The 25,579-nt window shown below is 62.6% G+C and carries 21 protein-coding genes; 13 read left to right on the top strand and 8 right to left on the bottom strand.

The window, feature by feature from the left end:
• Positions 1-11 precede the first annotated feature (11 nt).
• A complete protein-coding gene (locus IG171_RS15025) occupies positions 12-854 on the bottom strand; it encodes a MurR/RpiR family transcriptional regulator (protein WP_212128172.1) in 843 nt (280 codons plus the stop codon).
• 85 nt (positions 855-939) lie between these two features.
• Here IG171_RS15025 and IG171_RS15030 point away from each other — a divergent pair, with 85 nt between their 5' ends.
• Positions 940-2,166 (top strand): amidohydrolase family protein, encoded by a 1,227-nt coding sequence (locus tag IG171_RS15030; RefSeq protein ID WP_212128173.1) that lies wholly within the window; start codon positions 940-942, stop codon positions 2,164-2,166.
• A gap of 328 nt (positions 2,167-2,494) precedes the next feature.
• Positions 2,495-3,664 (top strand): pyridoxal phosphate-dependent aminotransferase, encoded by a 1,170-nt coding sequence (locus tag IG171_RS15035; protein ID WP_212128174.1) that lies wholly within the window; start codon positions 2,495-2,497, stop codon positions 3,662-3,664.
• 7 nt (positions 3,665-3,671) lie between these two features.
• Here the strand turns inward: IG171_RS15035 and IG171_RS15040 are convergent, their stop codons facing one another.
• The 5 genes from IG171_RS15040 to IG171_RS15060 all read right to left on the bottom strand — a co-directional run bounded on the left by IG171_RS15040 (position 3,672) and on the right by IG171_RS15060 (position 7,153).
• Positions 3,672-4,322: a multidrug transporter gene (locus IG171_RS15040; RefSeq protein ID WP_212128175.1), complete on the bottom strand. Its 651-nt coding sequence runs from the start codon at positions 4,320-4,322 to the stop codon at positions 3,672-3,674.
• Between the two features lie 74 nt (positions 4,323-4,396).
• Complete coding sequence (locus IG171_RS15045) at positions 4,397-5,038, bottom strand: small multidrug efflux protein (protein ID WP_212128176.1); 642 nt, start codon at positions 5,036-5,038, stop codon at positions 4,397-4,399.
• A gap of 127 nt (positions 5,039-5,165) precedes the next feature.
• Positions 5,166-5,930 carry a MerR family transcriptional regulator gene (locus tag IG171_RS15050; protein ID WP_212128177.1) on the bottom strand — a complete coding sequence of 255 codons (765 nt, stop codon included), beginning with the start codon at positions 5,928-5,930 and terminating at the stop codon, positions 5,166-5,168.
• A gap of 229 nt (positions 5,931-6,159) precedes the next feature.
• Positions 6,160-6,945: a VOC family protein gene (locus IG171_RS19375; RefSeq protein ID WP_349252122.1), complete on the bottom strand. Its 786-nt coding sequence runs from the start codon at positions 6,943-6,945 to the stop codon at positions 6,160-6,162.
• A complete protein-coding gene (locus IG171_RS15060) occupies positions 6,938-7,153 on the bottom strand; it encodes a hypothetical protein (protein WP_212128178.1) in 216 nt (71 codons plus the stop codon). Before IG171_RS15060 ends, IG171_RS19375 begins: the two co-directional genes overlap by 8 nt.
• Positions 7,154-7,275: 122 nt before the next feature.
• Here IG171_RS15060 and IG171_RS15065 point away from each other — a divergent pair, with 122 nt between their 5' ends.
• From IG171_RS15065 to IG171_RS15095, 7 genes are all read left to right on the top strand, one after another.
• Complete coding sequence (locus IG171_RS15065) at positions 7,276-10,281, top strand: DEAD/DEAH box helicase (protein ID WP_212128179.1); 3,006 nt, start codon at positions 7,276-7,278, stop codon at positions 10,279-10,281.
• A 313-nt stretch (positions 10,282-10,594) separates the two neighbouring features.
• Positions 10,595-11,983: an APC family permease gene (locus IG171_RS15070; protein ID WP_212128180.1), complete on the top strand. Its 1,389-nt coding sequence runs from the start codon at positions 10,595-10,597 to the stop codon at positions 11,981-11,983.
• A 113-nt stretch (positions 11,984-12,096) separates the two neighbouring features.
• A complete protein-coding gene (locus IG171_RS15075) occupies positions 12,097-13,659 on the top strand; it encodes an AMP-binding protein (RefSeq protein ID WP_212128181.1) in 1,563 nt (520 codons plus the stop codon).
• Positions 13,659-14,432 (top strand): enoyl-CoA hydratase/isomerase family protein, encoded by a 774-nt coding sequence (locus IG171_RS15080; protein WP_212128182.1) that lies wholly within the window; start codon positions 13,659-13,661, stop codon positions 14,430-14,432. The genes IG171_RS15075 and IG171_RS15080 overlap by 1 nt, the downstream gene beginning before the upstream one ends.
• Positions 14,433-14,568: 136 nt before the next feature.
• Positions 14,569-15,210 (top strand): TetR/AcrR family transcriptional regulator, encoded by a 642-nt coding sequence (locus IG171_RS15085; protein WP_212128183.1) that lies wholly within the window; start codon positions 14,569-14,571, stop codon positions 15,208-15,210.
• 345 nt (positions 15,211-15,555) lie between these two features.
• Entirely contained in the window at positions 15,556-16,161 is a 606-nt protein-coding gene (locus tag IG171_RS15090) for a class I SAM-dependent methyltransferase (protein ID WP_212128184.1), read from the top strand.
• 88 nt (positions 16,162-16,249) lie between these two features.
• Positions 16,250-16,906 (top strand): hypothetical protein, encoded by a 657-nt coding sequence (locus IG171_RS15095; protein ID WP_212128185.1) that lies wholly within the window; start codon positions 16,250-16,252, stop codon positions 16,904-16,906.
• Between the two features lie 12 nt (positions 16,907-16,918).
• Here the strand turns inward: IG171_RS15095 and IG171_RS15100 are convergent, their stop codons facing one another.
• Both IG171_RS15100 and IG171_RS15105 read right to left on the bottom strand, forming a co-directional pair.
• Entirely contained in the window at positions 16,919-17,470 is a 552-nt protein-coding gene (locus IG171_RS15100) for a hypothetical protein (protein ID WP_212128186.1), read from the bottom strand.
• 73 nt (positions 17,471-17,543) lie between these two features.
• The gene (locus tag IG171_RS15105; protein ID WP_212128187.1) at positions 17,544-18,974 is read right to left on the bottom strand and encodes an SLC13 family permease; all 1,431 of its coding nucleotides are present in this window, start codon (positions 18,972-18,974) and stop codon (positions 17,544-17,546) included.
• A 547-nt stretch (positions 18,975-19,521) separates the two neighbouring features.
• Here IG171_RS15105 and IG171_RS15110 point away from each other — a divergent pair.
• From IG171_RS15110 to IG171_RS15125, 4 genes are all read left to right on the top strand, one after another.
• The gene (locus tag IG171_RS15110) at positions 19,522-20,544 is read left to right on the top strand and encodes an aminotransferase class V-fold PLP-dependent enzyme (protein ID WP_349252123.1); all 1,023 of its coding nucleotides are present in this window, start codon (positions 19,522-19,524) and stop codon (positions 20,542-20,544) included.
• Positions 20,545-20,632: 88 nt separating this feature from the next.
• Complete coding sequence (locus tag IG171_RS15115) at positions 20,633-23,536, top strand: FAD-binding and (Fe-S)-binding domain-containing protein (protein ID WP_212128189.1); 2,904 nt, start codon at positions 20,633-20,635, stop codon at positions 23,534-23,536.
• Positions 23,537-23,573: 37 nt separating this feature from the next.
• On the top strand, positions 23,574-24,809 hold the full coding sequence (locus IG171_RS15120) for a CoA transferase (RefSeq protein ID WP_212128190.1): 1,236 nt from the start codon (positions 23,574-23,576) through the stop codon (positions 24,807-24,809).
• A complete protein-coding gene (locus tag IG171_RS15125; RefSeq protein WP_212128191.1) occupies positions 24,806-25,570 on the top strand; it encodes an enoyl-CoA hydratase in 765 nt (254 codons plus the stop codon). Before IG171_RS15120 ends, IG171_RS15125 begins: the two co-directional genes overlap by 4 nt.
• Positions 25,571-25,579: the final 9 nt, after the last annotated feature.

Raw genomic sequence — 25,579 nt, forward strand, 5'->3', positions numbered from 1 at the left:
TTGCAGAAATCTCATTCTTCGGTGATCGCCGACGTAATGCCCCAGAGCTCGTCGATCCTCCCGAGCATGTCCTGAGTCTGTTCCTCATCACGACGAGCCAGACACCCTAGCAGATACTCAATAGCGCTAGTGGCGCAGACTAGCGAGGAGATCAACTCCGAAGACTCAGCAGGCACAAGCGCGAACTCGTCGGAAATCTCGGTCAAACTGTTCCTGCGGTCGGCGATAACAAGAACTTTGGCTCCCTTCTCGTGGGCCGCCTCGGCAAGCCGGACGATGGCACGGGAAGACTTCCACAGGGCGATGGCGAAAAAGCAGTCCCTCGGTGTCATCAGATTGACCTCATTGACCATTGAAGTCACCGACCCAGAGTGCAGACGCACTCGATAACCGAGCATCTGCGCAACGTGTGCCAGCTGCATGCCTGGAGCGGCGTAGGAGCCAGTGGCGAAGACGCCAACGCTCTCCGCAGAAATGATGTGCTCGGCCATTGTGTTGAGGGCGCTCTCATCGAGCTCAGTGCGCATGCGCTCGAGGAGCTCGATGTCCTTGTCGATCGAGGTCGCCAGCATGCCGGTTCGACGATTGTGGAGGTAGAGGCTACGTGAGCTCAGCGAGGCAAGAAAACGGGACCGAATGTCTGCGGAAAAGGCAGGCCACCCTGAATAACCAAGCGCCTGGGCTGCTCGCACGACAGTGGCAACATTGACGTCCGCCAGATCCGCTAGCGCCTGCGCTGAGCAATAAGCGGCCTCCTCGGGATCAGACTCGATGATCCCGAGAACTGCCTTCGTAGCACGTGTGAGGTGAGCACTCGATCGCAGGCTGGCCATCCACTCAGAGAAGCTGCTCACAGTCCGGACTTCCTTTGCAAAGAACATTGCATAACATCTAACCTAAGTCCATCATCCTATTCGGATCCAATGAAGGAGACACCAGATGAATCTCGATCTGAACATCAACACGATCACCAACGCGCGGGTACTCGATGTAGAGACGGGATCGATCTCCGAACCGACGACGGTGATGATCAAAGACGAACGAATCACCGAGGTGGGAAGTGGCACGGCGACAGCCGACAAGAATGCTTTGGACGCCGGCGGCAGGATCGTGTCCCCCGGCCTCATTGATGCCCATGTTCATGTCCTAGCCGCGACGGCGAATCTCGGAGACCTCGGTGACCAGTCCCCGTACTATCTAGGCGCCCAGGCAGCGCGACTGATGGGCGATATGCTCGGTCGCGGATTCACGACCGTACGTGATGCAGGGGGAGCTGACTTCGGTCTCGCGGCGGCTGTAAGCGAAAACCTCTTCCCCGCTCCGCGCCTCTTCTTTGGCGGCAAGGCGCTATCCCAAACTGGCGGCCACGCAGATATGCGTGGGCCAGGAACTCAGGTCCTCGACAAACACCTGTGCTGCCCGAACATCGGAATCGTCTGCGACGGTGCTGACGCCGTACGCAAGGCTGCAAGAGAGAACCTGCGCACCGGCGCCGACCATATCAAAATCATGCTTTCAGGCGGAGTGGCGTCCCCTACCGACCGTGTCGACTCGACCCAGTTCTCCGACGACGAGATTCGGGCAGCAGTCGAGGAGGCTTCAGCTGCTAACCGTTATGTGCTCGGACACGCTTACACCGCCCGAGCAGTTAATCGCGGTCTCGAGCTCGGTGTCCGCTCCATCGAGCACGGCAACCTCATCGACGACCGCAGTATCCAGCTACTGCTTGAGCACCGCGCGTTCCTGGTCCCAACGCTCGTTACCTATGAGCGGCTCAAACAGGAAGGAGCCCAGTTCGGTCTACCGGAAGCCAGCCAGGAAAAGGTCGACGATGTGCTCTACGCTGGGCTCGACGCGCTCAAACTAGCAAATGACCACGGAGTGAAGATCGTGTACGGCTCAGATCTCCTTGGAGGGATGCAACCTCATCAAAGCCAGGAGTTCGCGATCCGGGCCCGAGTCCAGACCTCACAAGAGGTTCTGCGTTCCGCGACAACCACTGCGGCTGAGCTGCTCGGGGAGGAAGGAAAACTGGGGGTTGTGTCACCAGGAGCTTTCGCCGACCTACTAATTCTTGACGCGAACCCGCTTGACGACGCCTCCGTACTTGGGGATGCGCATAGCGCAATCCACGCGGTCGTCAAGGGAGGCCGCCTGTTGCGGTGAATTCGGTTGACGTTTGTGAGTGCGCGCCAGAAGAGCATACGCAACGGAACCCTCTACGCAGGAACGACTCGTGGACCCCGCAACGATATACGTTGAGACCTGGCGAGCCGACCTGATTGCCGATGAGCCCAAATGGCGTGAAGACAGCCTCCTCTCTTGATCATTGGTGGTATTCTCAACGGCGTTGACCACGATCCCTGCTCGCCAGTTGGCGGACCTGCAAGAGTCCGGCCCTAACCGGCACAAGTTACCCGATATCACATTGATTCTTGGGCAGATCCAGTTACCAATTCTCGAGCCCACACAAGCATGAGAACGGATGCTCTAGATGACTAATACCCCCTCCCGCATCTCCCCCATGGCCGCCACCTACCCGGCCTCGAGCATCCGCAAGATGTTCAACCTCGCCTTCGACTTCCCCGACGCGGTGAAGCTCACGGTCGGGGAACCGGACTTCACCACGCCCGAGCACATCAAGACCGCCGGCATCCGCGGTATCGAGCACGACAACACCCGTTACGTCGCCAATGCCGGCATCCCCGAACTGCGGCAGGCGCTGGCCAGGAAGTACTCCGGCCGGTGGGGGCGCGGCCTCGGGCCGGAGAACGTGATGGTCTCCTTCGGCGCCATGGAAGCGCTGACCTTCGCCCTCGACGTCACCGTCTCCCCTGGTCAGGAAGTCATCATCCCCGATCCCAGCTTCCCGAACTACCTGGGCCAGGTGCACCGCCTCGGCGGGGTGGCCGTGTCCGTTCCCGTGCGCGAGGACAACGACTTCAAGCTCCGCGCCGAGGATGTGCGCGCCGCGATCACGGAGCGGACCGCGGCCGTGATCATCAACAGCCCCTCGAATCCCCTGGGCTCAGTGATGGACAGGGCCGAGATCGAGCGACTCGCCGATCTGGCCGATGAGCACGGATTCACCGTCATCTCCGATGAGGTCTATGACGAGATGGTCTTCGACGATGCCGAGTTCACCTCCATCGCCGAGGTGCGTGCCGACTTCGACCGCTTCCTCGCGGTCGGCAGCTTCTCGAAGACCTATGCCATGACCGGGTGGCGGTGCGGGTTCGTCATCGGCGCACCGGACTACATCGCACCGATGTCCCTGTTGCAGGAGGGCCTGACCTCGTGCCTTCCGGGCTTCGTCCAGGAGGCGGCGGTCGCCGCCATCGAAGGCCCGCAGAGCGTCGTCGAGACGATGGTGGACTCCTACGCCCAGCGCCGCGAACTCATGGTCGAGCGCATCAACGCCATCGAGGGCTTGCACCTCATCCGCCCCGAGGCGACCTTCTATGCCTTCGTCAATGTCAAGGACTGGGGACTGAACTCCTGGGAGCTGGCGACCCAGCTGCTGGAGAAGCACAACCTCGCCACGATCCCCGGCTCGGCCTTCGGCCCGGCCGGCGAGGGCTATCTGCGGCTGACCTTCGCCGTCTCCCCTGAGACGATCAATGAGGCATGCGACCGGCTGGAAGCCTTTGCCGCAGGCAGGTGAATTCGCCTCACTCGACGGCGGCGAGCGCGGCGTTCCAGGAGCCGTAGAACTTTCGCACTGCCGCGGCCGAAGGCACTTCGCCCTTGTGCTCGGCAGCGTATTCCGTATAGGCCTTGTAGGTCGCTCCGACGCCACGGGATTCGCAGTCGGCGAGGAACTCGGCGATCGCGCGGTCGTAGGCGGCCGCGTCGAAGCGCAGCTGGCCCTTGGCCCGGCCCACCCTGTTCGTCGCCAGGCCCGCGGACTTCAGCGCCTCGTTCCAGGACCCGAACCGCTGGACGGCTGTCTGGCTCGTCGGCGGCCAGATGGCCGCCCCCTGCGCGGAGGTCGCCCCGAGGCTGTCGAGCACGGTCCTGCGCAGCGCGTCGTATCTGCTCGCGGTCAGGCTCGGCACCTCTGCACGCCCGCGCACGAAGGCGAAGGCCGCGGTCACCTCGGCGAGGGTGGAGGTCACGGTCGATGAGGACTCGCCGAGTTGGGCGGTCAGGGCGGCTTCCACCTCGGCGAGGGTCTCCCGGTCCGTGGGGCTCAGCTTGGCGGGATCGGCACTCGCCGGCGTCCCCGGCGCGTCCGCGGTGTCGAGGCTGCGGGCGGTGATGAACAGCAGCGCTCCGAGCACGGCCAGCGACGAGGTGTGGGTTCTCTCGGAATCAGACATTCACTCCATCTTACGATCTCGGCCGTCTGCACGCCCGAGTCCGCGAACGCGCACTTCTGCCCTTCGGTGACGGCTCAGCCGGCGAGCAGGGCCAGCGACCCTGTGGCGATCAATGTGGTCAGGGTCGTCCACGCGATGACGGCGATGCCCTGCCACAGCAGGATCCACGAGGTCTTCACGCCGGCGCTGACGAGGATCGTCGACGTGATCTGAGTGGGGATCGCGAGCGGCCCGAGCAGGCTCGCTCCGGGAACGCCGAACCGAGTGAGGAACCTCTTGAACTTCGCCCGACCTTTGGAGTCGGGCTTCGTCTCCTCGCCGAGGCGGCCGTGACCCTGGACATCATCCGCTCCCTCGGCCAGGGGTGGGGCAGCCTCGGCGGGAGTGTGCGCCGAGGGATCCTCTGCCGGCAGACCGGCTGCTCCGGTGCCGGTCGCGGAGCCGGTGGACACGAGTTCGCGTTTCCGGCTCTGTCGGGCGACGACGGCACGGCGGGCGCGGGCGCCGAGGGCCACGATGACGGTGACGCAGACGAGGTTGCCGATGGCACCGGCGACTCCGGCGAGGACCGGGTTCATCCCGGCCCAGACGCCGATGATCGATGAGACCTCTCCTTCGATGAACGGGATGGCTCCGGCGGCCGCGATGATGAAGGGCTGGAGCAGATCGGGAACCTGGGCGGCCAGGCCCTGGAAGAATTCGATGAGCGTGTTCATGGGGGTCCTCCTGAACGATGATCGGCAGATCCCGGCCGATGCGGGCCGGTTCTGTTGGTCGGTGCGTTCAGTACAGACCGTGTTCTCGGAACAGGGTCAAGCACTCATCGTCGGACCCAGGAAATCCTCAGCTTCCCTCCTCAGGGGCCATCTGTCTGGTGAAGGCGATGAATCGTTCACGGTCGGCTTCCGAGATATCGAGAGTCGGGAAGACAGCGATGAAGGCACGTTGGATGACGTCGATCTGCGCGGAGTTGTAGAGCTCGCCGATCGTGCCGATGATGGCCGCCTGCCCCATCCTCACATCGCCGATCATCCGCTGCGTCGGCGCCAGCAGCCAGGGCTTGTCCTCGAGGTGACGCTTCATGCTCGGAGCGATCTTCTCGGCCAGGCGGGCGCGGGTGGGCTCATCGGCGTCGTCGGTGAGTTCGTCGATCTCACGGTCGTGGGGCGCGGGTTCGGACATGAGCGATTTCATCTCCGCCACGGCTGATTCCTCGTAGAGGCTCGAGTAGATGTTCATCAGACCGCGGTCGGCGCTCGACATCCTCGCAGCGATGTCGATGAACCCTGAGGCCGTATCGATCGGGGCGCTGTATTCGAGCAGCTGGGACACCTCGGCGCGGGCCTTCTGCAGAGCCTCGATCCGGTCGCGCAGGTCTCCGTCGAGCTGATTGAGGGCCAGCTGCTGCTGTTCCTGGTCGTCTTGGACAGAGGCGATATCCGACAGCGGAATCCCGAGTTCGCGCATCCGCCGGATCTGGTGGAGTCTGAGCAGGTGGGAGGCACCGTACTGCTTGTAGCCGTTGCTCATCCGCTCGGGCTCGGTGAGCAGACCGAGCTTGTGGTAGTGGCGGATCGTGTTGACCGTGGTTCCGGTCAGTCGCGCCAACTCGCTCGTGCTCCACCCCACGATCAGGTCCCTCCGCCGCTGCCTGGTTCGCTCCGCACACGGTCCAGTCTATGCCGAGGCTCTGACTTGGAGGTCCGAACACGGCCAGGACCAGACGACCGGCTTTGCGGCAGACGGCGAGTGGGCCGTCGTCGCCGAGGACTTCGAGGACCTCGCCGATCGGATCGGCTGAGCTTTCCGGCTCTCGGCTCGGCGGGCTACGGCCACGTCACGGGACGAAGAAGCAGAATGGGTGACCGTCGTGGTCCCTGAACACGTAGAGGAGTTCGTCCTCGTCATCGCTGCGGTCCACTATCAGTTCGGCACCCAAGTCCTCTGCCCGGCGGCGCTGCCGGTGGAGCTCGTCCGTGTCCGTCACGGTGAAGTCGAGATGCAGCTGCATGGGGACGTCCGGTTTCGGCCAGGTGGTCGGCTCGAGCCGGTCGGCCCGCGGGAAGGCGAGCTTTCTGCGCCCGCGGGTATCGGTGAACACCAGCCAATCGGGGTCCACGGAATCAGCGCCCGAACCGGGCTCGTCACCGGGACGGTAGATGTAGCCGAGCAGCTGTCGATAGAACTCGGCCGACCGCCTCGGCACGGTTGTATCGATGACGGTGTAGATCAGCTCGGGATACTCAGGTCTGCCCTCAGCCAGGGTCAGCGGCGTGAGGACGGCGATCTTCCAACCGTCATCGGTCTGCACGAGCTGGTACATGTTCCGCTCGTCGGGTGCCCCGCCGTGATAGCGCCAGGTGACGTCGGCCCATATGCTGTGCTCGGTCGAGGCGATGACCGAGACTACGGCGTCCACCTCGGTGACCGCCTCGTACTGGCCGAAGGCACCGGCGAAGAAGCTCTCCGTCTGGTCGGCGTCGGTGACCGAGATCCGCTGCCCCGGGAACTCGATGAGCGCCGGCACCGCGTAATGGTCAGCGATCGCCGCGGCAACCCGGTCGATCAGGGCACGGGCGTAGGTGTCGAAGAACTCTGTGTGAACATCGTTGTTCTCATTCATGCGCCCCAGGATAGCGCGGTGCACTGACACAGCCAGTCCCTCGGCGCCGCCTGACGGCCAGCACCAGAGCAGTGACGAGGAATGCCAGCGACAGCCCCCAGAACACGAGCGCGGAGTAGGGAGCCACCGGCACGGGGGCGAGCACCTGACAGACGATCGCCAAGAAGAGCAGAGCCAGGATCCACTTGGTCAGCCGCGTCGGTCGCATGGCCTGTCCTTCCCGCCTCGGCGTCGGATCCTTCAGGAATCCCTGTTCGAACTCCGCTTCCACAGTAGGCAGGCGAACGGATCATCGGCAACCATGTCACCGGCAGATGAGAGGATGGCAGGGTGTCTGAGACCCGTGCTGCCATCCCCGCCGACTGGCGGGAGGCCTTCGCTCCCCTCGCCGAGGAGGCCCCGCGCTCGCACACGCCCGTGGCCTTGGGATTCGAACTCGTCGAGGTCATCCCCCGCAGCTGGTTCGAAGCCCAGCACACGGTGCTGCTCGACCGCGATGCCGTCACCCCCGGGGCGAATCCGTCGCTGGCGATCCGCCCGCTCATGCTCAGCGAGTCCGGCAACTGGGTGAAGAAGTCGCTGACCTGGCGGACCATCGACCGGATGGCCCGCCAGTACGACATCGACCGCCGCCACCAGGAATGGTTCACCCAACTCGCGGGCCTGCGCACCCGCGGGAAGACGGACTTCACCCCCGATGGAGCGCCGTACCACCTCGGCGATTTCCACACTCCTCTGCTGTGGGACCACCTCGAGCTGGGCACGAGTCTCGGCATCGAATTCGTCGGCATCAACCCCGGCATGGACGTGCGCATCGGTCACCGCGCGAAAGCCGCCATCGACATCCGTCGCCGCCGGGGCCAGCTGCGTGTCCAGCTTCGGGCGACGATCGACGAACGCAGCTTTCCGCCCGGCCTCATCAAACCCATCTGGACGCACGGATTCTTCGGCGTCGACGTCGAATCTGGGTTCACGGTCACTCTGGCCCGGGCCGAATCGCCGACGAAGGAACCCGCGCTGCCCGTGCTCCAGTCGCCCGGACCGATCACCATCCCCGACGCCGAGGCCGAGGAGTTCTTCGAGGAGTACTATCCCCAGCTGCGCGCCAGCGCCGAGGTCGTCAGCACCGATGACACCGTGACCTTCCCGGCCTACCGGCAGCCCCGCCTCGTCGTCTTCCTCACCTTCGGCACCGGCGACAGGCTCGACGTGTCCTGGTACTGGGAGTATTCGGCACCCCGTCGGTCCTATCCGGTCATCGACCGACGACAGCTCACGGCCGCCTCGGCGGCGGACTATGCCCAACTGCGCGACCTCGAGCATGAGGACGCGGTCGTCACCGAGGTCGAGAAGCTGCTGGCTGAGACCCACGAGACCGGTTCGGCCCTGGACCGCATCACCGATGTCGAACTCGACGACGCCGACACCGCCGACTTCGTCGTCAACGTCCTGCCCGGGCTCGAGGAGATCGAGCACGTCAAGGTCATCACGCGCGGGAAGAAGCAGCCCTACCGGGAGCTCGGCGGAGAACCGAACGTGAAGATCACCTCGGTCGAGTCGGAGAAGAACGACTGGTTCGACCTCGGCTTCCAGATCAGCATCGACGGCCGCCCGGTCCCCTTCGTCAAGCTGTACAAGGCGCTGGCGCGCGGGACGAAGAAGATCAAACTCTCCGACGACTCGTTCCTGTCGCTGAACCGACCGATCTTCGACCGGCTCAAGGCCCTGCTGGCCGAGGCGGACCTCATCGCCGAATGGGAACCCGAGGCGCCGAAGATCTCGCGGATGCACGTGGGCCTGTGGTCGGAGTTCGAGGACCTCGCCGACGAGTCCGAACCGGCCGTGACCTGGCGGGAATCCGCCCGTGCCCTGACCGACCTCGACCACCTGCCCGCCACCGAGGTGCCCCACCTGAACGGGGCGCGGCTGCGGCCCTACCAGGTGCAGGGATTCCGATGGCTGGCCCTGCTCTACCGGTGCCGCCTCGGCGGGATCCTCGCCGACGACATGGGGCTGGGCAAGACCCTGCAGACGCTGGCGCTCATCGCCCACGCACAGGCGGAGGCCCCGTTCCTCGTCGTCGCTCCCACCTCGGTGGTCGACAACTGGGTCAAGGAGGCCGCCGCGTTCACCCCCGGCCTCGAGGTGCGTGTGATCGCCGAGTCGACGAAGAAGCGTGGGACCCCGCTCGCCGAGGTGGCCGACGGTGCCGATGTCATCGTCATGTCGTATGCGATGCTGCGTCTCGAGGAGGATCCGATCTCGCGGATCGATTGGGCCGGACTCATCCTCGACGAGGCGCAGTTCGTCAAGAACTCGCAGGCGCTGACCCATCAGGCGGCGAAGTCCGTTCGCGCTCCGTTCCGGTTGGCGCTGACCGGCACGCCCTTGGAGAACTCGCTGCGTGACCTCTGGTCGCTGCTGGCCATCACCGCACCCGGACTGTTCCCCTCACCGCACCGGTTCGACGAGGAGTACGTCCGCCCCATCGAATCGGGTGAGAACCCGGGACGGATGCAACGACTGCAGCGGCGGATCCGCCCGTTCATGATGCGCCGGACGAAGGATCTCGTGGCCGCCGATCTGCCGGAGAAGCAGGAGCAGGTCATCACCGTCGAGCTCAACGCCGCCCACCGCCGGCTCTACGATCGGGTGCTGCAGAAGGAGCGGAAGAAGATCCTCGGGTTCATCGACAGTGACTACGACAGGCAGCGGTTCATCGTCTTCCGGTCGCTGACCCTGCTGCGGATGCTCGCCCTGGACCCGAGCATCGTCGACGCCGAGCACGCAGACGTGCCCTCGTCGAAGCTGGCCGCGCTGATGGACAGACTCGACGACGTCATCGCCGAAGGGCACCGGTCGATCGTGTTCAGCCAGTTCACCTCGTTCCTCGACCAGGTCGCCGCGGACCTCGATCGCCGCGGCGTCCCCCACGTCGTCCTCGACGGGTCGACGAGGAACCGCGGGACCGTGGTCGAGGCGTTCCGGTCCGGTCAGGCCCCGGTGTTCCTCATCAGCCTCAAGGCCGGCGGCTTCGGTCTCAACCTCACCGAGGCGGACTACGTCTTCCTCATGGACCCGTGGTGGAACCCCGCTGCCGAGAATCAGGCCATCGACCGCGCCCACCGGATCGGGCAGACGAAGTCAGTCATGGTCTACCGCTACGTCGCCGAGGGTACGATCGAGCAGAAGGTGCTGGCGCTGCAGAGGCGCAAGGCCGAGCTCTTCGACTCCCTCATGTCCGAGGCCGGCACCTTCGAAGGCCGGGGACCGTCGGGGCAGGCATTCAGCCAGGCGGTCACGGCCGAGGACATCAAGGGACTGTTCGAACGGTAGGGAGTCCGTCGGTTCTCCCCCTGCAGCCTCCCCTGGCTGGTCGCTCCCATAGCGCGCTGCACCACGCTCCACTTCTCCCAAGTTCTGTAATCGCAACGTAAAACTGTTCAGCGCAACTCTGTCGCCATGGTTGCCGGCAGAGCGGGAAACCGCTGAAAAGTGACCCAGTGACGGTTCCTGCCCCGCTACGGCTTCCAGATTGAACGCCCCTGCATGTCATTGACATCCGCCGAGGTCCGGCCTAGTCTATTCCCAATCAATCGATTGATTGACTCGAATCCTTGCTTCACACCGTGGTGAATACGGAGGGATCATGCCTAATAGAGAAACGAGTCCGCATCGGACACGTCCCAAACGCCGCGTAAACCTCATCGGCGCAACCAGCACGATTGTTGGGTTCGTCATCGGAGCGTCGATTTTCATTCTTCCAGGCCCTGTTGCTGGCATCGTGGGGCCGGGCCTGCCTCTCGCCTACCTTCTTGCCGTAATCCCCGCAATATTTGCCTGCTTGTACCTCGTCCAGCTTGGATCAGTACTACCCGTGACCGGCTCAAACTACGTCGTGGCTACGCGATTCGGCTCCCCCCCCCTGGCAGGATTCTCTGTAGTCTGGATGTTCATCGCCTGTGCTGTCTTCGCCCTGCCAGTGATGTCGATCGGATTCGCCTCCTACCTCGAGACCCTGTTGCCAGGCATCGATATCACTATCACCGCGATCATCGTTGTCGTAGCGCTCGGAGCCCTCAACCTGTTTGGTATCAAGGCGGTAACTCTCGTGCAGTCAGCGATGACCGGACTATTCCTTGTCGCGCTCATCGTATTCATTTCCGGCGGACTGCCGAACATTGATCCTGGAAATTTCTCGAACCCGTTTCCAAACGGAATAACTGGGCTGTTGCTCGGCGTAATCACGGTGTATTTTTCCTTCACGGGATTCACGGTCATCGCCGAAATCGCAGGTGAAGTGAAGAACGCACGGAAGACCATTCCCCGGGCGCTTATCATCTCCATCGTCCTGATCTTGATCGTTTACGTGGCAGTCGGCGCGGTTGTGACAGGAACCCTCGACTGGCAGGAAGCAGGCGCATCTCCCGCTGCGGTGGCGGACTCTGCAAGCCTGTACTACCCTCGTCAGGTTGTCGCACTCATCAGCGTGGGAGCCCTATTCGCCTCTGCCACGACGATCAATGCACTATTCACCTCGGTCGTCCGGGACATCTTGCGACTCGGTGAAGACCAGGTTCTCCCGCGCTGGTTTGCCCGAACTAGTCGACGTCATAACGTCCCGTACCCCGGCGTTCTTGTTATTACTGGACTGGTTGTCGTCGCTTTGCTGTTCAATCTCGATATTGAACAGTACTCGATGCTCACGGTGTTTGCGATCCTACTCCTACAGTGCATCGCAGCTTTCGCCCTCTTCCGTGTAAGGAAGCTCAAACCCAACCTCTGGGAGGCTTCTCCAATCAAATTCGGCCGCGGACTGTCGCTGTTCACGTTGGTGGGACTGTTGCTGACCTCGGCGTTCATAGTCGCCTTCGCCGCATACTCAGAACCTGCCACTGCTGTGGTCTTCTTCATTGTGCTGCTCATCGGCTATGTCATTTGGGCAGTCAGGTCCACCATCCTCCGACGCCGCGGGGTCAGCCTCGCAGAAACTACGCGTCAATTTGATTCGACTATCACCAAGGAACTCGGCGATTGAGCTCAATCTTCCGTCGACACACGCCGTGCCTTGACTCCGTCGACCCCGGGCTTCGAGCGGAAGCCCGACACTCGCCCATTACCGAAACACTGCTTCGATAAGGAGGACCACTAATGGCTGACACACTGGTCGGTGAGCTCGCTGCAGCCGCCATCGACAGCCCCAAGGCCGAGTTCCTGCGTACTTCAGAAGATAGCCTGACATTCGCCGATGTCCACGACCTTGTAGAACAGACCGCCCGGACACTTGCCTCATGGGGCATCGCACAAGGGGAGAGAGTCGGCATTCGCTTGCCCAACGGTTCCAGCTGGGTCGTCACTTGGCTGGCGGTCCTTCGGCTAGGCGCGATCGCTGTTCCCATCAATTGTGCCTACGAGACCAAAGATCTTAACCATGTGCTCTCGGATTCGGGGGCAAGAATGATCATCACCGACGAAGAGGGCCAGGAAAAGGTGAAAAGGACTGAAGCCTGGTCTGGCGGTTCCTTGAGAATCGTCGTCGATCTGATCGGGTGCACCAACGAAACCCCATCGGATGTTCTGCCACCTCTTGAGACCATCAGTGGACAGACCCTCGCCAATCTTCAATACACGTCGGGAACTACTGGCTTCCCGAAGGCATGCATGCTCGCACACGAATACTGGATGGCACTGGGCCGGCGTGCTCAAGAAAACGTCAATGCTCAGGTTGGTGACGTGACGATCACCTCGCAGCCTTTCTCATATATGGATCCGCAGTGGAACACGGCACTTTGTCTGTTGGCGAGAATTCCCTTGGTCATCCGACCTCGCTTCTCCGCCTCTAAGTTCTGGGATTGGGTACGCGAAGAAGGCGTGACGTTTTTCTACGTCCTCGGCACAATGCCGACGCTGCTGTACAAGCAGGAACCAACTTCGGCGGACAAGGAGAACCAAGTCCGGATCATCATGTGCTCAGGGATCCCTCCCGCGCTCCACCGTCAGCTTGAGGAAAGGTGGGGAGCCCCCTGGCGCGAGGCCTATGGGATGACTGAAACGGGCATCGATCTCTGCGTCCCCCTCAACGCCAAGTCCTCGGTGGGATCGGGAATCATCGGCTGGCCAGTGGTCGGCAAAGAAGCTCGGGTTCTACCGCTCGACGGCACCGATCCGGCACCGGGAAAGCAAGGCGAACTGATCGTTCGGGGCAAACCTTTGATGAAGGGGTATTGGAATCAGCCCGAAGCCACCGCCGAGGTGATGCATGACGGGTGGTTCCACACTGGTGACGTCGTCATTCAGCGCGAAGACGGGGCGTTCACACTCGTAGGTCGAATCAAGGACATGGTCCGCCGAGGAGGTGAGAACATTTCTTCCGCGGAGGTTGAGAATGCTGCAAACCAACATCCGGACATCATCGCGAGCGCTGTTGTTGCTGTTCCTGATGATCTTTGGGGCGAGCAGGTGAAGCTGTTCCTTCTGCCGAAAGAGGGGCGGATTCCGTCTCGTGAACTAGCCGAGGACGTCTTCGGTCTGCTCCAATCTCACCTTGCGCGCTTCAAACTTCCCGCGCTGATCGCCTTCGTCGAGACATTTCCTCTCACACCCTCCGAACGCATTATCAAGAGCCAGATCCCTGCAGGCCTGGCAACAGAGGGCCCCGGGATCTTCACGATGCCCCTCCCCGTCCACAATTCTTCCAAGAAGGAGCACCGCTGATGTCGGCCACGAACACACAGAACTTGATACAGCATACGGTCACCGATGACGTCGCAGTCATCAGCCTCAACCGGCCGGACAAACTCAATGCACTGAACGCCAGCATGCTGCACGAGCTTGCCGACCTGGTGCAGGACTATGGCACCGGGGACTTGGTCAAGGGACTAGTGGTTACGGGTGCCGGTCGCGCCTTTTCCGCCGGTCATGATCTGGCGGGAGGAAATCAAGCGAGCAGCGCTCAAGAGATCGCCGACTCGGTCAACGCTTTTCACAACGTCAGCCGAGCCTGTTTGCGCACCGCGGTTCCGACAATCGCTGCACTCAACGGACTCGCTGTCGGTGGCGCGTTCGAGATGACTTTGGCTTTCGACCGACGAATAGCCACAGCTTCTGCCGAAGTATTCCTACCTGAGAATTCTTTAGGGCTGACAGTCTCGAACGCATCGAGCTTTCTGTTAGGAAAGCTGCTGTCACGAGGTGATGCGTTGGACTTCGTGCTGGGTGCCAGGAGAGTCGGAGCTGAAGATGCAAAACGCCTCGGTCTCATCGACGAACTGATCGAGCTGGATCTCGTGAGCACAGCCATCGCACGAGTGCATGAGTACACACCTCCGAATTGCTCCACCCAACAGCATCTTCGACTACTCCGGCCGTCTATTCGTGAGGTTGAGGAAGCGATGGAAAACGAGACTGCCGAGGCCATAGCAGCTTGGGAAACCGGGCTGACCGCTCGTGGAAACGAAAGCTTCTGGAAGAAGAAGCGAACCAGCTGACCAAAATATTTGCTACAGCCGGTCCCCGCGCTTTGAACGACCCGAAGATGTTCTCCACCGCGTGTTTCCGTAAAGTGGGCGTCGGGCTATACCCGATATATGGCTCCGACGGGAAAACTGCCAAGGAGGACTCGCCGTGAGGATTCAAAAGGTTCAGCAAGCAGCAGTACTGCTGTTCGCTGAGCGGGGCTTTGCGGCGACGGGAATCAGAGAGATCGGGCGGAAGCTCGAGCTGAACTCTGCGACGCTTTACCACTACACGGGGAGCAAAGAAGATCTTCTGGTAGGGATCATGCGGTTGGCACTCGAGAATCTCTCAACCATGGGCCAATCCGCCGTGGCTCGGTCGGCTCGACCGATCGAACAGCTTGGCTACCTGGTGAGTGCCCACGTTGGCTTAGCGGCTCTCAACCCGTTGACAAGCAAAGTCATCGATCACGAGTTACGGTCACTGGCACCGAGAAACTATGAAACACTGCTCGCTCTCCGGGACGAGTATGAGGCGCTCTGGGCCGAAGTGTTCGAGCGCGGATTGTCAGTCGGCGAGTTCGCTAAAGATACGGACGCAAAAGTAGCCCGACTCGCAGTTATCAAAATGTGCAATGGAGTTGCCAACTGGTTCCATGCCGACGGGCCGCTGACGATCATCGAGATCCAGGAACGCTTCGTCAATCTTGCCGGAAGAATGGTGGGGGTTGATCGGCTTTCCGATCAACTGTCCGAAGGGCACGTGACCCCAGTGAAGCTTGATGTCGAACCGACAGTATGGGCTGGTTGAGATGAACAGATGCCCGCTTTTTCTGAAGATGCGATCGGACCTCAATCCGCTCACATGATTGGAGTTTCCAATGTCGGGCTTCCATTCGGGCTCCGTCGTCGGGGAATGAACAGATCTATCCGGTCAGGCCCCGGTTTTGTTCCTCATCAGTCTCGAGGCCGGCACCTTCGAAGGCCGGGGACCATCGGGGCAGGCGTTCAGCCAGGCGGTCACGGCCGAGGACATCAAGGGACTGTTCGAACGGTAGGGAGTCCGGCTAGCCTGTCAGTGAGATCAACGACCGATCCGACCGGCCCGACCGTGCGGGGCTCCTCGCCAAGGCGGGCCGGATGAAAGGCGAGACGAATGGCCGGCTTCGGAGCTGTGGCATCACGGGTCTACGGGTTCTTCACACGCAATTCGCGCACGACCCGATCGGTCGTCGACCATGCCGGCCTAGAGGCCGGTGACCGGGTCCTCGACGTCGGCTGCGGCGCCGGAAGCGGTGTCGCCTATGCCGCCGAGCGGACTCGGGTCTCGAGCGTGGCCGCCGTCGACCCGTCCCCAACGTTCGTTGCGATGGTCCGGCGCAGGGTCCCCGAGGCCGATGTGCGTGTGGCGGGGGCCGAGGAACTGCCCTTCGACGACGGCAGCTTCACCGTGATCTGGTCGGTCGCTTCGATGCATCACTGGGATGATCGGGACCGGGGTCTGGCCGATCTCGTCCGCACGCTGGCGCCCGGCGGTCGTCTCCTCATCGCTGAAAAGGCTCTGAAGCGCCCCGGGCATGGGATCACTGAGCAGCAGGCGCGGGCCGTGACGGCCCTACTCAAACGGCTCGGTCAGGTCGAGGTGAGGACTGTGGGCAAGCGGATTGGAGCGCTGCGGCTGACAATCATCGAGTCGACGCGGCCGGGCGATGCCGGCGACGGCGCCGAGGCTGCGGCCCCTGACGGTCCTGCCGCCGATTGAGCATCGGCCCGACCAGCGGGCTGATCGCTGCCTCGCCGCCGCGGCGAAGAGGGGCTCCACCGCACGGGCCACTATTCTGGTAGTGACGATGGATGAGAACACACGCACTCGAAAACGGGAGAAGCGCTGGCAGGAACGCCTGGCGCTGCCGGTCCTCATCGCCGCTCTCGTATCGATTCCCGCGGTGTTCCTGTCGTTCCTGTCCGAGCCGTGGTCCGAGGCCGGTCGGGTCATCAATCTCCTCTCCGGCCTGGTCCTCGTCGGAGAGACGCTCATCCTCTTCATCGTCACCCCGAACAGGGTCGCCTGGTTCAAGAGACATCTGTGGCTGGTCGGCCTCACGATCCTCGTCGTCCTCGGGGTCGCTTTCGCGCTCGGGCCCGTCCAGCTCCTCCGACTCATCCGCCTCATCGGCGCGCTTCGGATCCTGCGCACGGGCCGGATCATCAAGGCCGGCCGCCTGTTGGCCGGCCGCGGCTCCAGCTTCTGGAACAAGTTCACCGCGACCGGCGTCTCGATCCTCGTGGCGGTCTTCGTCGCCGCCACCTTGGCGGATCCGACCTCGACGGTGCGCGGACTGCTCCACGACATCCTGCCGTTCCGGTTCGGCCCGATCGCCATCATCGCCTCGGGGCTGGTTCTCGCCGCGGCCACGTTCATCGTCCTCTTCGACCGGACCGGCGGAGACGCCGAGGACGAAATCCTCGACGCCGGTGATGAGGACGGCGAGGAGCAGCGCCGCTGAGCCGTCGAGAAGCTAGGCGTTCAGGCCAGGCCCCGGACCGTCCCAGAACTGCTCCCGGCGGCTTCTTCTCATCGCGACGATCATCGACAGTCCCAGTCCCACGCCCAGCAGAACACCGGGCAGAGCAGCGACAGAGAAGTCGATCAGGCTGTTGCGGTATTCGGCCTCGAACACCGCGCTGGGAGATACGACATCCATGCGGAATCCGAGCAGCTCCGCGACCGGTGGCAGGGCGACCGCGCTGAGCACGAGCACCCCGCCGATGAGACCGGCGACTCGCGCTCCTGCCCGACAATGAGCGACCGCGAGGACGAGGATGACGACCGCCCCGATCAGAGGCGGGACGATGGCGATGAGCCTCAGGGCGATGGCCTCGCCAGAGATCGCTTCGCCTCCCCAGACCAGTCCGATCTGTCGGCACAGGACGATGATCGGGACGCTCACGACACCCAGCACACGAATCCGGCCGCGCGCACGGACGGCGAAGGGGATGAAGGCGGCCAGACAGCACACGATCAGCGTCACGTTGCCGACGCCGGCCCCATAGAGCAGTGCGGGATTCATGCGAAGGAGACTACCAAAGCACTAGGGTCTCGACCCCAGCGCCGCCAGCGGCCACCCCTTGGAACGGTGCCGATCAGCCCCAGCCGGGGACGACGAAGATCAGCCAAGTGACGATCGGGGCGATGACGACCATCGAGAAGCCCCAGACCATGAGCTGTTTGAACACCTTCTCACGCTGGTCCTCCGGCGAGTTCGCGACGACAAGGGCCCCCGAAGTGGAGAACGGGGACGAATCGACGACCGAGGACGAGATGGCCAGGGCGATGATCATCCCGATCTCCCCGACGCTGCCGGTGAGCAGGAACGGCACAGCCAAGGGAATGAGCGCGCCGAGGATGCCGGTCGTCGACGCAAATGCCGAAACCACGGCACCGATGAAGCAGATGATGAGCGCGGCGAAGAGCGGAGCACCCATTCCGGCGACCTGGTCACCCAACCAATCGATCGTGCCCAGTCGCTCCATCAGCTCGACATAAGTGACGATGCCGCAGATGAGTAGCACAGTCGGCCACGCAATCTTACTCACCGCACCCTTGCTGATGCGAGGAGAGAAAAAGGAGATGATCACGGCGATGCTGATCGAGGTGAATCCGACGTCCTGATTGAGCGGCGGCACGACCATGACGGCGAGAACCACCAGACCGATGAGCGTGACGATCCGGTTCATATCGAGAGTGGTCACGTTGACGTCGTCGTCATGGTCCTTGACCATCGTCGTCTGAACCGATCGGCGCGCCGCTCTCCGCTCGGGATCGTGATACGGGGCGGGCGAACCTCCACTCTGACCGCCCCGACCCTCTGAGGGTCCGGAACCGGTGGGTTCGCCTGCAACACCGTCGGTCCCTCCGTCGGCGGGAGTGCCGTCCTTGCTTTCCAGCCCCCGCCCGAGATCTCGTTTGCCCAGAAGCTCGCGCCCACCAAAGAGGAGGAAGCAGATCAGGCCGAGGGCGACGTTGAAGACGAATGAGGCGAGGAACAGCAGCACCGGGCTGCCCGGAAGATCATTGCGTTCGACGACTTGGTTCGTGATCGTGCCGAAGATGCTCAGTGGAGAGAAGCCGCCAGCTGTCGCACCGTTGATGACCATCAGCCCCATGAGCAACGGGCGGATCCCGTACCGTCTCGAGAAGCCCATACTCATCGGGGCGATGATCGCGATCGCGGCTGGCACCACCGAACCGAAGCCCGAGAGCAAGGCAGTGACGACGAAGAAGACCCAAGGAATGAGAGCGACCCGCCCTCGAACGGCCTTGACGAGAATGTTGACAATCCAATCGACCGTTCCGTTGTCCTTGGCCAGAGCGAACAGATAAGTCACCCCGACCAGAATGAGGAAGAGATCCGCGGGAAATCCGGATAGCAAGGTGTCAACGTCCTCGCCGAGCACGAAGGTCCCGAACAGGAAGGTCGCCATCAGGGCCAGTGCCCCCATGTGCACCGAGACGAATGTGGCGATGACGAATAGGGCCACAAGGACAAGTATCGAAGCAATTTCCAAAGACACAATTCGCTCCTATGCGATGTGTTGACCAATCGGAAACGACTCCTTTGCCGCATCCGATATTCCACAATGTGGAAACTGTGCCGCACTTTCATGAAAGTCTGCCCCGAGAGGCACACGCAGTCAAGACCCATTTTCCACTTTCCCGAAGATTAGGAAATAGCGGACTGCATCGGCGTCACCCAGACGCCCAACCCGCCGAAAATCTTCCGTTACCCCTGGTCAAGTCGACCAAAGGCAGAGGATTATGCGGAGTGGAAGCCGGAAGACCACCCCCGCGAGCTCCCAATCAGGATTGCCGAAGAATCTTCATCGGGAATCGCAGAAAAGGCATTCTTCTATCGAATTCTCTGTGGTAGCGTAAAACGAAACTTGAGTACCGCATCGTGGAATCAGAGAGGATTCTTCAATGGCTACCAGCGGACGGCATTTCCTTCAGATCCCGGGCCCCAGCAATGTTCCCGACAGTGTCCTTCGCGCGATTTCGATGCCGACGATCGACCACCGTGGGCCTGATTTCAAAGAACTCTTCAGCCATGTCCTCACTGGCATGGCAGAGGTCTTCCGAACCTCCAATCAGGTCATCATCTATCCGGCCACCGGCACCGGCGCGTGGGAAGCTGCTCTGGTCAACACTCTCAACCCCGGCGACGAGATCCTCTGCTACGAGACCGGCCACTTCTCGTCACTGTGGAAGGCGATGGCTGAGAAGTGGGGACTCAAACCCACAGTCATCGCCGGCGACTGGCGCACTGGCGCAGATCCACAGAAGATCGGCGAAGCCCTTGCGGCCGATACCGGCCACCGGTTCAAAGCCGTCTGCGTCGTTCACAACGAGACCTCGACCGGTGTCACGAGCCGCATCCCCGAGATTCGGGCCGCCATCGATGCCGCCGACCATCCCGCTCTGTTCATGGTCGACACGATCTCGTCCCTCGGCTCAGTCGATTATCGGCACGATGAATGGCGGATCGATGTCACGGTCTCCGGCTCGCAGAAGGGCCTCATGCTCCCGCCGGGACTGTCCTTCAACGCCATCAGCGACAAAGCCCTTGCCGCACACGAGGATTCCACCCTGCCTAAGTCGGTGTGGAACTGGACAGAGATGCTCGACGCCGGCAAGAACGGGATGACTCCCTACACGCCGAACACGAATGTCCTGTTCGGGCTCAAGGAGTCTCTGCGTCTGCTCGCCGAAGAAGGCATGGACAACGTCTTCGCCCGGCACATCCGATTCGGAAAGGCGACTCGGGCCGCCGTCGAGGCCTGGGGTCTCGAGGTGCTGTGCACGAACGAATCCGAGTTCTCTCCAGTACTGACCGCTGTCGTCATGCCCGATGGCCACGACGCCGACGAACTGCGCTCACTCATCCTCGACCGGTTCGACATGTCGCTGGGTGCAGGCCTGTCGAAGCTGCAGGGCAAGGTCTTCCGGATCGGTCACCTCGGCGATCTCAACGATCTCACCCTCGCCGGCACGCTTTCCGGAGTGCAGATGGGACTGCAGCTGGCCGGCGTGAAGATCGACCCAGCCGGGCTCGGGGCCGCTCTCGAAATCCTCCGCGACAGCTGAAGCCATGCACCGTTGAACACGACAACCGTCGACTCCAACGACCCCGCCGCAACACCAGTTTCCGACACGACAGGTTGGTGACACTGCCATGAGTAACTTCATCGCAGACCTCAAAGGCAATATCGCAGGAACCGTCGACACCTCGACTCGTCGGCTCGCAGAGTATGCCGTCGACGCATCGAACTACAGGGTAGTGCCACAGGTGGTGGCCTTTCCGAAGACCACGGCTGATGTCGTTACGATCCTCGAAGTAGCCAGGTCACATTCGGTTCCGATCACGTCACGCGGCGGCGGAACCTCGCAGGCCGGGAACTCGATCGGGCCCGGTCTCGTCATCGACTTCTCGCGCCACCTCAACAGAATCCTCGACATCGACCCGGTGCAGAAGACAGCCCGGGTCGAGCCGGGTGTGCTCATGAGCGAGCTGCAGAAGGCCGGAAAACCGCACGGCCTGACGTTCGGGCCTGACCCCTCGACGAAGAACCGAGCCACAATCGCGGGCATGATCGGAAACAACTCATGCGGACCGCACGCGATCTCGGCCGGACGCACGGTCGACAACATCATCGAGATGACTGTCATCGACGGCACCGGACGGAGCTTCCTCGCCGGACCGGGTCTCTCCCAAGTGCCGGGACTCTCCGAGGTTGCCGCACAGCACCTTGCCGTCATCCGCACCGAGTTCGGCCGATTCAGTCGCCAAGCGTCTGCCTATGCCCTCGAACACCTGCTGCCGGAGAACGGACCGAATCTGGCGAAGTTCCTCGTCGGCAGTGAAGGCACTCTGACGACGACCACGGATGCAATCGTCAGTCTCGGCGACCTCCCGAACTCGCCGACCGTCCTCGTGCTGGGCTACCCGGACATGTTCGAAGCCGCCGATGCCGTCCCACGAGTGCTGCCACATGGGCCGCTGGCTGTCGAAGGCATCGATTCGCGCTTGATGGACATGGTGCGGGCGCACAAAGGCAAAAACGCTGTCCCTGAACTTCCGAGTGGAAAGGGCTGGCTGCTCATCGAAGTCGCAGGCGCCACACCGGACGAGGCAGTCGCCAATGCTCAGACCATCGCCGATGACGCGGGAACCGAGCACTATCGCATCCTGCCAGCGGGCAAAGAGGCGAGCACCCTGTGGGGAATCCGCGCCGACGCCGGCGGTCTAGCCGGACGCACCGAAGATGGCGATCCCGCGTGGACGGGGTGGGAGGACGCAGCGGTCCCACCGGAGGTGCTCGGTGACTATCTGCGTGATCAGGACGAGCTCATGACCGCTTACGGCGTCCGCGGGCTTCCCTACGGTCATTTCGGGGACGGATGCGTACACATGCGCACGGACTTCCCCTTCGACCGACCCGGCGGCACGGATATCTTCCATGATTTCGTCATGGAGGCAGGACAGCTGGTCGCCAAATACGGCGGCTCGGCTTCCGGGGAGCACGGTGACGGGAGAGCCCGCTCAGAGCTCCTCGGCATCCAGCACTCCGAGGAGGCCATCGCAACCCTGGGAGAGGTCAAACGTCTCTTCGATCCCGAGAATCTCCTCAACCCCGGCATCATCGTCGATCCCCTGCCGATCACCGCCGATCTGCGCCGCCCGCAGGCAATTGCCATCGGAACCGCCGGTGGGTTCGCCTTCGCGCATGACAAGGGCAGCTTCACCGATGCCATCCATCGTTGCGTCGGCGTCGGGAAATGTCGCGCAGACACCTCTGGGTCCGGTGGTTTCATGTGCCCGTCCTATCTGGCGACAAAGGACGAGAAGGACTCCACTCGCGGCCGTGCCCGGGTCCTCCAAGAAGTGACCAACGGGGGCCTGATCAGTTCGTGGGACAGCGCCGAAGTAGCAGAATCCCTCGACCTGTGTCTGAGCTGCAAGGCCTGTTCGTCCGATTGCCCGGCCGGGGTCGACATGGCCCAATACAAATCCGAAGTCCTCCATCGCACCTACCGCGGCAAGATGCGCCCTCTGTCGCACTATTCCCTCGGCTGGCTTCCCACATGGGGCCGCATGCTCACCGCGGTTCCCGGAGTCAGCACTCTGGCGAATACTGTGCTGAGTTTCCGACCATTGGCAAAGTTGGTGCTCGCCGGAGGTGGCATGGATTCCCGCCGGGCGATGGTGCGGTTCAACGAACGCCGTTTCTCCCGCTGGGCTAAGAACCGGGTCTCCCCCACCGAGGCACGCGACGCCCTGGTCGAGGAGGAGTACGTCAAGAGTTCGCAGTCAAACAATCCGCGGCAGCAGGTGCTGCTGTGGGCGGATTCCTTCACCGAGTATCTCTCCGACGCCGGTGCCAGAACAGCCGTGGACCTGCTGGAGAGGGCAGGATTCGAGATCCTATTGCCGGACCGCCAGTCCTGCTGCGGACTCACCCTCATTTCGACCGGACAGCTCGATGCGGCACGGAAGAGGCTGCAAGCGACGATGGAGGTGCTGACACCCTATGCCCGCAGGGGCATCCCGATCGTCGGCATCGAACCCAGTTGCACCGCGGTTCTGCGCAGCGACCTCGGCGATCTTTTCCCCGATGACGAACGAGCCCGGCTCATCGCAGCTGCAACATCGACCCTTGCTGAGGTCCTCGCCGATGCCGAATTCGAGGTCCCCGATCTCACAGGCCGCACGATCATCGTCCAACCGCATTGCCACCAGCACTCCGTCATGGGCTTCGCCGCTGATCGGAAGCTCATCGAGCGCACGGGGGCGACAGTGCGCGAACTCGCAGGCTGTTGCGGACTGGCAGGCAACTTCGGCATGGAGGTGGGGCATTACGAGACATCGGTGGCGGTGGCAGAGAATGCCCTGCTGCCGGCATTGCGCGATGCTCCACCGAATTCGATCTTCCTCGCCGACGGCTTCTCCTGTCGCACCCAGGCCGAGGACCTCGCCGATGTCCGCGGAATGACATTGCCCCAGCTACTCACCGGGGAAGCAGCCGAACTTGGGTGTTCGGCTCGTGCGACCCGCCTGCCCCAACCCGTTGAGGCATGAACCGACGGTTGCCTCCACGAGCTCGAAATGAACGACGATGTCTGCGAGGAAGAAGATGACCGGCGACGGAACCGCAGGACCGCTCTCAGGAGTCACAGTGCTCGAACTCGGCGTGTTCATCGCTGGCCCATATGCGGCGATGCAGCTGGCCGATATGGGCGCCCGCGTCATCAAGATCGAACCGCCGGGCGGCGATCCTATGCGGGCGTCCGGGCCATTCATCGACGGAGAGTCGAGTCCGTTCGTTCGGCTCAATCGCAACAAGGAGTCGATAGTTCTCGACCTCAAGTCCGATGACGGCAGGGCGAAGCTGAAGGCACTGCTCAACGACGCTGATGTCCTCGTGGAGAATATGCGCCCCGGGGCGCTGAAGAAGTTGGGCTTCGGATACGAGGAGCTTCACGTCGATCATCCAGGACTCATCTACGCCTCCGCCTCGGGCTGGGGGCAGGACGGACCCCTAGCACCTTTGGCGGGTCTGGACATCATGGCGCAGGCCAGGTCGGGGCTGATGAGCATCACAGGATTCCCCGATCATCCGCCAGCCAAGGTGGGCGTGCCGATCTCCGACCTGTCGACCGCGCTCTATGTCGCACTCGGCGTCGTCTCGGCGCTCTATGAGCGCCGGCAGTCAGGGCTGGGTCAATACCTCGATGTCTCCCTATTCGAGTCCGCAGTGTCCTTGGCTGTGTGGGAGGCCGGAGGCTACTTCGGCTCAGGAGCTGTGAGCCGCCCGGCCGGTTCCGCGCATCAGGCACAGGCTCCGTACCAGGCCATAGAAGTTCGTGACGGCTACGTCACCATCGGCGCGAACACTCCGGCGACCTGGACCCGGTTCTGCTCGGCCTTCGACCTCGCCGATCTCGAGAACCATCCGAAATATGCCGAACCCGCCCTGCGGTTCGCGAACCGGGAAGCGCTCATCGCCGTCATCGAGGACCGACTGCGCGATCACACCATCGCCGAAGTTGTCGAAGAGATGAATCGCGTCGGCGTCCCGGCCGCCCCGATCAACGACTACGACCAGGTTTTCAACGACGTGCATCTGCATCAGCGGAACTTCTTCTGGTCTTCCCAGCACCCCCGTCTCGGCGATGTCACACAGTTGGGCAACCCGATGCGCTTCTCCCGTTCGCATCTGACCGAAGGGGCGGCGGGACCGTCGTTGGGCGCCGACACCGACAGAGTGCTGTCAGAACTGTACGCGATTGATTCGCAGTCACCGCAGACCTCCTCAGCGTCGGTCGGTACAGGCAATGAGGAGCAGACATGAGCGACGAAGTACTCACCGAGATAGTCGGACGCAGTCTGCGCGTCACCTTCAATCGGCCCGAGGCACGCAATGCGATGACCTTCGAGATGTACCAACGGCTCGGCGAGGCGTGTGCGCAGGTCGACACCGATCCGTACCTTCGCGCCCTCGTGCTGCGCGGCGCCGGCGGGCGTGCTTTCGTAGCGGGTACGGATATCGCACAGTTCCGCGGCTTCAGCGGAGACGATGGGGTGGCCTATGAACAGCGCATCGACGAGGTGCTCGGCGCCCTTGCAGCCGTAACCAAACCGGTCATCGCCGTCATCGACGGTCATTGCGTGGGCGGTGGACTGGGCATCGCCTGTTGCGCCGATGTCCGCATCGGCTCTGCCACTTCTTCGTTCTCTGTGCCGATCGCACGCACTCTGGGCAACACTCTGTCGGCGAACACGCTGCAAAGACTGGTCCGGGCGTTCGGCGAGCCACGCACCGCATCGATGCTGATCACCGCCAGGAAGGTCGACGCCGAGGAGGCACTGCTGAGCGGGTTCCTCACCTCAGTCGCCGAGGACCTCGATACCGAAGCGGAGGGCCTCATCGAGCGAGTCGTTTCGGGTGCGCCGCTGACGCAGTGGTCGATCAAGGAGAACCTTCGTAGACTCCACAGCGGCGAGGACGTCGACGACTCCGATGTCATCAAGGCCGTCTACGGCAGTCGTGACTTCGCAACCGCAGTGGAAGGGTTCCTCGCGAAGACTCCGGTGGAGTGGTTGGGCGAGTAGTCTCAGACC

It is taken from the genome of Brevibacterium sp. SMBL_HHYL_HB1 (assembly GCF_018208375.1).
Lineage (GTDB): Bacteria > Actinomycetota > Actinomycetes > Actinomycetales > Brevibacteriaceae > Brevibacterium > Brevibacterium intestinavium.

Coding starts and splice junctions, on each gene's coding strand:
- IG171_RS15030 (WP_212128173.1), top strand. CDS start 940: ATGAATCTCGATCTGAACATCAACACGATCACCAACGCGCGGGTACTC.
- IG171_RS15035 (WP_212128174.1), top strand. CDS start 2,495: ATGACTAATACCCCCTCCCGCATCTCCCCCATGGCCGCCACCTACCCG.
- IG171_RS15040 (WP_212128175.1), bottom strand. CDS start 4,322: ATGTCTGATTCCGAGAGAACCCACACCTCGTCGCTGGCCGTGCTCGGA.
- IG171_RS15045 (WP_212128176.1), bottom strand. CDS start 5,038: ATGAACACGCTCATCGAATTCTTCCAGGGCCTGGCCGCCCAGGTTCCC.
- IG171_RS19375 (WP_349252122.1), bottom strand. CDS start 6,945: ATGAATGAGAACAACGATGTTCACACAGAGTTCTTCGACACCTACGCC.
- IG171_RS15060 (WP_212128178.1), bottom strand. CDS start 7,153: ATGCGACCGACGCGGCTGACCAAGTGGATCCTGGCTCTGCTCTTCTTG.
- IG171_RS15070 (WP_212128180.1), top strand. CDS start 10,595: ATGCCTAATAGAGAAACGAGTCCGCATCGGACACGTCCCAAACGCCGC.
- IG171_RS15075 (WP_212128181.1), top strand. CDS start 12,097: ATGGCTGACACACTGGTCGGTGAGCTCGCTGCAGCCGCCATCGACAGC.
- IG171_RS15080 (WP_212128182.1), top strand. CDS start 13,659: ATGTCGGCCACGAACACACAGAACTTGATACAGCATACGGTCACCGAT.
- IG171_RS15090 (WP_212128184.1), top strand. CDS start 15,556: ATGGCCGGCTTCGGAGCTGTGGCATCACGGGTCTACGGGTTCTTCACA.
- IG171_RS15095 (WP_212128185.1), top strand. CDS start 16,250: ATGGATGAGAACACACGCACTCGAAAACGGGAGAAGCGCTGGCAGGAA.
- IG171_RS15100 (WP_212128186.1), bottom strand. CDS start 17,470: ATGAATCCCGCACTGCTCTATGGGGCCGGCGTCGGCAACGTGACGCTG.
- IG171_RS15110 (WP_349252123.1), top strand. CDS start 19,522: ATGGCAGAGGTCTTCCGAACCTCCAATCAGGTCATCATCTATCCGGCC.
- IG171_RS15115 (WP_212128189.1), top strand. CDS start 20,633: ATGAGTAACTTCATCGCAGACCTCAAAGGCAATATCGCAGGAACCGTC.
- IG171_RS15120 (WP_212128190.1), top strand. CDS start 23,574: ATGTCTGCGAGGAAGAAGATGACCGGCGACGGAACCGCAGGACCGCTC.
- IG171_RS15125 (WP_212128191.1), top strand. CDS start 24,806: ATGAGCGACGAAGTACTCACCGAGATAGTCGGACGCAGTCTGCGCGTC.